This is a genomic window from Streptomyces sp. NRRL F-2664 (assembly GCF_000719345.1).
Classification (GTDB): Bacteria; Actinomycetota; Actinomycetes; order Streptomycetales; family Streptomycetaceae; genus Streptomyces.
In genome coordinates this window covers 1-6,992 of record NZ_JOFX01000096.1, presented here as the reverse complement: position 1 = coordinate 6,992, position 6,992 = coordinate 1, and the positions used below count along the sequence as shown (strand labels likewise).

Sequence of the window (6,992 nt, the reverse complement as noted above, 5' to 3'; positions counted from 1 at the left end):
GAACTCCTCCGGATACGGAGACCTACGTCCCACCAGGACACCCTTCCTCGGACCCACAAGATCCATTGTCAGAGTGTCCACACCCCAGGGGTCACCTCAACTTGCCCAAACGCGCGATGCGGCGGACCGCCGACCGCTACCACCTCTTCCCGGGCGAGGCAAAAACCGACGCGAAGGACGCGGCGGTGATCGCAGACGCCGCCCGGCATGCCGCACCTCTTGCGATCTGCCATACCGGGCCCGAATGCCAGCAGCCCCATTGCAGGACCGCGAAAGACATTACGAGCTGCGGGGTGGTACGAGGCGCCGGGAGCCACCGGCGGCCCGCCGGAGGCCGGGCGATCCCCGGCCGTGAGGGGGCGCGGACGTGCGGGTCGCCCACCGCGTGGGTCCGCGTCGCGGTGGGCGACGGCCGCGTGGCGCTGCTACTGGTCGGCGAGGGCGGCGCCGACGACGCCCAGCTCCAGGGCACGCCCCCGGTCGTACGGGCGAAGGCCTGGCGGGCGCTGACCCGCTGGCCGGCTCGTTACCTCGTCGTCGCCCGCAGCGGCGAGAGCCTGGCGGTGATCGGGGACCTGGCCGGGCAGCACCCGGTGACTACCGGACCCAGGCGGCCGACACGCGGTGGTCGACCGCCGCGTCCGCGCTCACCGCACTGGACGGCGTCTCCATCGACGCTACCGCCTTCGCCGCCCATCTCGCCTTCGAGCAGCCCGACGTGCTCGCCGACCGGAGCCTGTTTCGGACGTGCGACGCGTCCCCGGCGGGCATCTGCTGCTGCCCGGCCCGGGCGCGGCGTCGGTGAAGCGGTACGAGCCTGTCTCCGACCAGCCGGTGGACCTGCGGAGCAGGCGCGGGTGGTGCGGGCCGCGCTCGCCGAGGCAGTCGCCGCCAGGATCGACGGCCGACCGGTCAGCGCGGACCTGCCGGGAGCTGGACTTCACCACGCTCGCCTGCCTGGCCGCCCAGCGCGGCCCAGTGGCCCAGTGACTTTGGCTGACGAACGCCTGCGTGACGACGACCTCGCGTTCGTGGCCCGTAGGGCGCCACCGTGCCGGGACGCACCGTACGGGCCCGGGAGTGCACTTCACTGGCGCGGCCGCCGGCGCCGCTGCTGTCCGCGCCTCGTACTACCTCGCGGATGCCCGTGACGGCAATCGGGCCGATGACGGCCCACATACGCACGATGCTGAACGAAAGGACGTCTCCTCATTGGCGCAGGCGGCGCGAACCTGGACCTACACCGCCGGCTGCTGGCGAGCGCAGGCACCGGCGGGCTCGGCAGCACGGCCCCGCGCCCGGCCGCGGCACACTCCCGCCTTCCAGGTGCTCGGCTGCGTCCGTCCGGCCTCCAAGGTCGATCTGGCCGGGCATGGTGGCAGACGGCCGCCGAACTGCGCCGGCCTGGATTCCCCCAGGCCAGCGTCTGCTCGCCTGGACGCCGCTGCTGGCCTCGGCGTACTGCATTACCACGACGCCTGGCTGAGACCGGCCTCCGCCGTGGACGGGGCCGCAGGCGCGCTCACCGACGCCCTGCCCCGGCTCGAGAAGCGGCCCGACCGGCAACACCTCGCGCGGGTCGGCGCCGACAGCGTCCGGTGGAAGGCGCTCGCGCTCCCCGGGTATGGCATCGAGCTGGCCGCCCCGTTCCTGGACAACACGGTGATCCGGGCCTGGCTCGCCGTGCCGCCGACGAGCGAGGCGCCCCCGGCACCTATAAGAGCGTCCGCCGGTAGGCGGGTGAAGTGGTGCAGGCACGGTCCCCGATCATGGAGTTCTTCGCGCTTCATGATCACTCGAGGTGTCCGTGCCTGCTGTCCCATCATGCCTGCTCAAGCCCGTCCGCGACCAGTTCCTGACGCTGCTGCCCGAGCGTGAGGACCGGCATCCGCTCGGCTGTCACAACCCGCGGATAGCGGACGAGGTCGTCTTCGACCGCCTGGTCCAGGTCCTCGTCTTCGGCTGCGGATACGAACGCGCGGCCGACGAGCACTGCTCTGCCACGGCGCTGCGGCGTCGCCGGGACGAATGGATCAAGCTCGGAGTCATGGAGGACCTGCGGCTGCTGGTCCTGTCCGCCTACGACCGCATGATCGGCCTTGACCTGGACCACCTCGTCGCCGACGGATGCACCACCCAAGCTCCCGGGGGCGCCGGAAGAAGCCCGGTCGACCGCGGCAAACAGGGCCTCAAGCGCTCGCAGTTAACCCAAGCCCAGGACATACCCCTGGTCACCGAACCGGCGTCCGCGAACACCCGGGACCACACTCTGCTGCCGGCCGCGCTGGACGCCTACAGCAGGCTCGGGGACGCTTCGGGGCCCCTGCCGCAACACCCGCGGCCGGGTCTGGACGCCGGCTACGACTACCGGCCCGTCCGCGATGACCTGGCCGCACGCGGCATCGCCGCACGGATCACCCCGCGTGGAGAGAAGGTCTCGATCCAGGCCGGCGGCCGCTGGGTCGTCGAGCGCACGAACTCCTGGCTCAACAACTTCGGCAAACTCCGCCGCTGCACCGAACGACGCAAGACAGCGGTCGAGTTCTACATCGCCCTGGCCTGCATATTCGTCACCGTCCGCCACCTGATCCGCCGGGCCTGGACGCACGCACTACCGCTGGGACACCCGACCCCGCACACCCCGCCTCCGATGACCTACTGGCGGACGCTCTAAGCCGCTGCTGGGCTCGGTGTCCACCTGCAGCCGGGTGCTGCCCGGCTCCGTGCTGGCCCGTACGATCAAGGGCGGCTTCAACGCCCTCGCCTACACGGGCCCGCTCGACAATGCCCTCGTCCTGAGAGCTCCGCTGGGGCCGTCGTCGCTACTAACCGCGCCCGGGCTGGTCACCGAGCAGCCGGGAACCGACGCTCGCTCGGGCCGCGGTCGGCCAGCAGGGCACCCTGCACCTGGTGGTGGCCGCCCACCTGTGGCTGGGGCAGCACGCCGCCGCCCGGGAGGCGCATTGGGAGGAGGTGGGCGGCCGTGTGGCGGCTGCGTGAGGGCACCCATCCCGTGCTCACCGACGAGGGCGGCACGTCCTCAGCGAGCAGACCGGCCGCTGGGCCTACCTGACGCTGACCGCTTCGACCGCCGTGATGCTCCTGCTTTCCTTCACCAGCCAGTACGCCGAGCGGTACGGCATCGATGCCGGCAGGCCGCCTGACGTCCGTAGGGCCGCCGAAACCCTGGCCGACCAGGGCCTCGCCCACGACGGGGAAGCAGCGGTCGGCCGCGGCGACGCCACGGTTATCGTTGATGCGGACACGGCGGGCGGATCGAGGTGCTGCCCGACCAGCGGTCGTCGACGGTGACGGCCTGGCTGCGTGAGCATCCCGGCGTGCGGGTGATGTGCCAGGACGGCGCGGAAGGCTTCGCCCATGCCGCCCTTGGGGCGATTGTGCAGTTCATGGACCGCCCTTGGGCCTGGCCCTGGACACCGTCAAACGCTACGCACGGTACGCCGAGCCCTATCGCCTGATCCGCACCCCCGCCTATCGGCCGAGCCCTACCGCGACCACCTCGGAAGGCGGCAAACGAGGATCCTGCGTCCCCCGACCACTCACCTTCTTGAAGAGATCCGGGACACGGGTCGCACCGGAAACGCGAACCCCTTGGCCCGCTCCATCAACCCGGCCGTTAGCGAGGCCGACCACGCCGCCCGCGTCATCGGCCGCTCACCACCCGCCCCGACCGACCGGACCCACAGCAGCAGACCCTGCACGACCAACTCGCCGACGCCCGCCTCAGGTGACCGTACCGGCCACACAGATTCGCACCCTTCACTGAGCTGCCCGCCCCGGCCACCGGCAACGCCGCCGCACTGACCGGCTGGATCGCTCAGTCCCGCGCGGCCGGCCTGCCGTTCCTGCACTCCTTCACGACAGGGCTCGAGCCCGACCGCTCCGGTCGGTGCCGCGGTCACCGCCCCACCGCAACGGAAGCGCCGAGGGCCGCGAACTACAAGATCAAAATGCTGAAAACGCCGACTTTACAGCCGAGCCGGACACCGACCCCTCCGTCAGCTCAGATCTGCGACCTCACCGATCACGCTCTACATCTGGAAGAGCCGAACGATTCACAGTTGCCCATCAAGACGCGTTACGACCCCCTAACTGTCCTAATCGCATCGAGGATCACCTGTGTCACGGCATCGGGGCGCGAAACCGCTACCGCGTGTGCCGCACTCACCTCAGTGATCTGCGACATAGCCCTTTGTGCCATGAAGCGCTGGGCATCAGGAGGAACTGCCTTATCTTCACTTGCAACGAGATACCACGAGGGTATCTCCTTCCAGGCGGCGTGAGTGCTGGAGTCGCCCAGGCTAGATGCCTCTATAGGCCGCTGAATCGCCGCCATCACATCGGTCTGAGCTGCAGGAAGATCACCAGCAAAGGCTTCGCGGAACTTCTCTGGCTTAACATAGAGATCTGTCCCGACCTCTCCCTTATGATCCGAGTACGGGAGAGTGGTCGTCGCGTCGGGAAGGACACTCCCCGGAAAGGCGCCGAGTATGTCGTTCGCGCTCTCTCCAATGTCCGGCGCGATGGCAGCCACGTAAACGAGTCCCTTTACCTTCGGTTCACCTGCAGCAGCATTGCCAATGACCTCGCCGCCATACGAGTGGCCAACCAAGATTATCGGGCCCTCGATCCCCTTCAGGAAGCTCGATAGGTAGGAAGAGTCCTCCGCTAGACCTCGCAGCGGATTGGCAGGGGCAAGCACTCTGTAGCCACGCCCTTGAAGCTCTTGCACTACGTGGTTCCAGCTTGACGAATCAGTGAAGGCACCGTGGACAAGGACCAGCGTAGGCTTTTTACCATCCGTCTCCCCGGAGGAGGAAGCCCCTGCCGACCAGGCTGGAACGGTCATCGCAGCAATGGCGGCGGCCGCTCCGAGAGACATGAAAATTCGACTACCTCGCATGAATACCTCTCGACAATCGGTTCTTGAGCGCGTAGACCCATAATCGCGCTCCACTGCCGTTCTAGCTGTAGCACACTGGGAAATATGAACCCCAATGCGATCTCGTGCAGCCAAGGCTCCGTAGGCCTGATGTCTGCCTTGGCAGCCGACCCGACCACTGTGCTGGGAACGGGTAAATCCCACATTTCGTTGAGTGGCCGACCGCCGCCCTGCCGACTGCGGAAACATCCTGTCGGGCCGGATGCGTCAGTTGCTGTGCTGGGAGTATTGGCCCGAGGCTGGCAAAGTTTGGCACGGGCGTTCCGTCAGCCTGATTATACTAACGGAAAGGCAGTAGTCGATGGCACGCATTTATGCAGCCACTTACGCGCCATCCAAATATTCCCGGTGTCATACATGCTAGCCTCTCGGCGCGACCGGCCATCGGCGGCGATTATTCCCCTTATGGTCATCACGCCGACAACCAGTGAGGGCTACAAGTCCGGGATGCGATGCAACAGTAACAGGGTCAGGCGGGGCGAGGATTTGCGCACCACAGCTGCGCAGGCACTACCCGAATCCCACACGAATTCACAGTACATAGCTGCTTGAGCCGCGTTCTAGTGGCAAGCATCGACGGAGTGGTGACTGACTGGTTTTCAGTCACCACAGATGCCCCGTAGTTGGAGCCAAATCAAGCGAAGTAGATGTGTAAGTCGTGATCCGCGGGACCGGCAGGCCGCACGTGAGACCCGGGAAGAGGAGCGGGGACTTAGTTCGGGGCCCCGCCCTCTTACATATTAACCATCACACGCGCGTGACATCCATTGACCGCTATTGCTCAAGAGAACTGCTCCAAACCCATCCCTCAATTTTTACCCCCTCAGGCGATTCGTAGCTGATTCGCGTGTACGAGCGACCAGTAATGTCTCTTGCAGTCTCGAAACCAGCAACGTAGGTGTTTGCACGTACGGTCCCTACCTCTGGCGCAGGATAGGCGGGGACCTTGAAAACCGGTGAATTGTATAGGACGTAGTAGGTTGCTCCTGCGGGCGTGATAGTCGCTGCTTGAGAGAGTCGGTCCTCAGCGGATGCAGCGGTTGCTGCGGGAAGCGTAAGGCCTCCTGCCAGGGCAGCCGCCGCAGCGGTCAGCACTAGAAATTTGCTTCTCATATCATTTCCTTCTGCCGAGTTGGGGGCGTTTGGAATAGCAGGCGTGTGCGTCGCAGTTGCGCTGTCAGGTCATTCGGCAGTCGGCAACGATCGTGACGATCCAGTTGTCCTTCCCGAGCTTCTGCGGCTCGCGGAATATTTCGACGCCATTCGGGCACCGGGCTGCCATAGCGGCTTCTGCGTCAGCCGTTGCCACCTCTTCGGTTGTACCGCGACCTACGAAAATAACCGCATTCGTCGCGGACTGAACGACCGGAATTTTTCCTGTGTGAATTTCGGTGGCCCCGGCTGCACCTCCTGCGGAAATGACCGCCGCAAGCCCAAGACTTAGCCCGACGATAGCAATACGGACAGCTCGCATGTGCTTTCTCCCTCATGGTGGTAGCTGTAATTCGCGGATCGGGGCGTACGTTCGGTTCCGCTCAGCGAACATTTGAGATCATTGCCGCTTCCCTCCGGCAAGGCGTCCCCTATTCAGCTCGACTGTTGGGCCGTCCGGTCGGTGCTGGGCTGCGGCAGGGCTGGTGCAAAGTCTGGGTGATCATTAGCGCTGCTGGTCGCTGGGGTGTGATGCTCCCCGGGGGCCGTCATGACTCAGCGAAGCTGCGGTGACGGGGGTGTCTCTATGTCCTTCGTCAAGGACGTGGTGCCGGGTGTGGGGTTGTTTGGGGTGGTCATGCGGCGAGGGTGGTGGTGGGGGTTCGGGATTCGTAGGAGGTGCCGTCTCGGAGCATGGCGGACAGGACGCTGATGCGTTGGCGGGCGAGCCGGAGGAGGGCCTGGGTGTGGGTTTTGCCGCGGGCTCTTTGCCGGTCTTAGAGGGCGTTTCATCCCGTTGTTTCATCCCAGATTGCCGTGTTGAGGGTGGTTCACGCACCGCGCCAGGTCGGGGTGGATTCCGTTGTCAGGCGGCGGG

General features: G+C 66.2%; 3 protein-coding genes and 3 pseudogenes. 3 read left to right on the top strand and 3 right to left on the bottom strand.

What is annotated here, in order from left to right; all coding sequences use genetic code 11:
• Nucleotides 1-101 precede the first annotated feature (101 nt).
• The 3 genes and pseudogenes from IF89_RS49845 to IF89_RS0133735 all read left to right on the top strand — a co-directional run.
• Nucleotides 102-228, top strand: a pseudogene (locus IF89_RS49845) (IS110 family transposase); the annotation flags it as partial.
• 1,579 nt (nucleotides 229-1,807) lie between these two features.
• A pseudogene (locus IF89_RS38875) lies at nucleotides 1,808-2,654 on the top strand (transposase).
• A 442-nt stretch (nucleotides 2,655-3,096) separates the two neighbouring features.
• Nucleotides 3,097-3,312: a hypothetical protein gene (locus IF89_RS0133735; protein WP_158718051.1), complete on the top strand. Its 216-nt coding sequence runs from the start codon at nucleotides 3,097-3,099 to the stop codon at nucleotides 3,310-3,312.
• Between the two features lie 787 nt (nucleotides 3,313-4,099).
• Here the strand turns inward: IF89_RS0133735 and IF89_RS43260 are convergent.
• The 3 genes and pseudogenes from IF89_RS43260 to IF89_RS45220 all read right to left on the bottom strand — a co-directional run.
• On the bottom strand, nucleotides 4,100-4,903 hold the full coding sequence (locus IF89_RS43260) for an alpha/beta fold hydrolase (RefSeq protein ID WP_234327992.1): 804 nt from the start codon (nucleotides 4,901-4,903) through the stop codon (nucleotides 4,100-4,102).
• 1,237 nt (nucleotides 4,904-6,140) lie between these two features.
• A complete protein-coding gene (locus tag IF89_RS46470; protein WP_158718050.1) occupies nucleotides 6,141-6,437 on the bottom strand; it encodes a hypothetical protein in 297 nt (98 codons plus the stop codon).
• Between the two features lie 313 nt (nucleotides 6,438-6,750).
• Nucleotides 6,751-6,891 (bottom strand): annotated as a pseudogene (locus tag IF89_RS45220) (IS110 family transposase); the annotation flags it as partial.
• Between the last annotated feature and the right edge of the window lie 101 nt (nucleotides 6,892-6,992).

What these genes read in the sequence shown, in the direction of transcription:
- IF89_RS43260 (WP_234327992.1), bottom strand. Translation starts at nt 4,903, where the DNA reads ATGTCTCTCGGAGCGGCCGCCGCCATTGCTGCGATGACCGTTCCAGCC.
- IF89_RS0133735 (WP_158718051.1), top strand. Translation starts at nt 3,097, where the DNA reads ATGCTCCTGCTTTCCTTCACCAGCCAGTACGCCGAGCGGTACGGCATC.
- IF89_RS46470 (WP_158718050.1), bottom strand. Translation starts at nt 6,437, where the DNA reads ATGCGAGCTGTCCGTATTGCTATCGTCGGGCTAAGTCTTGGGCTTGCG.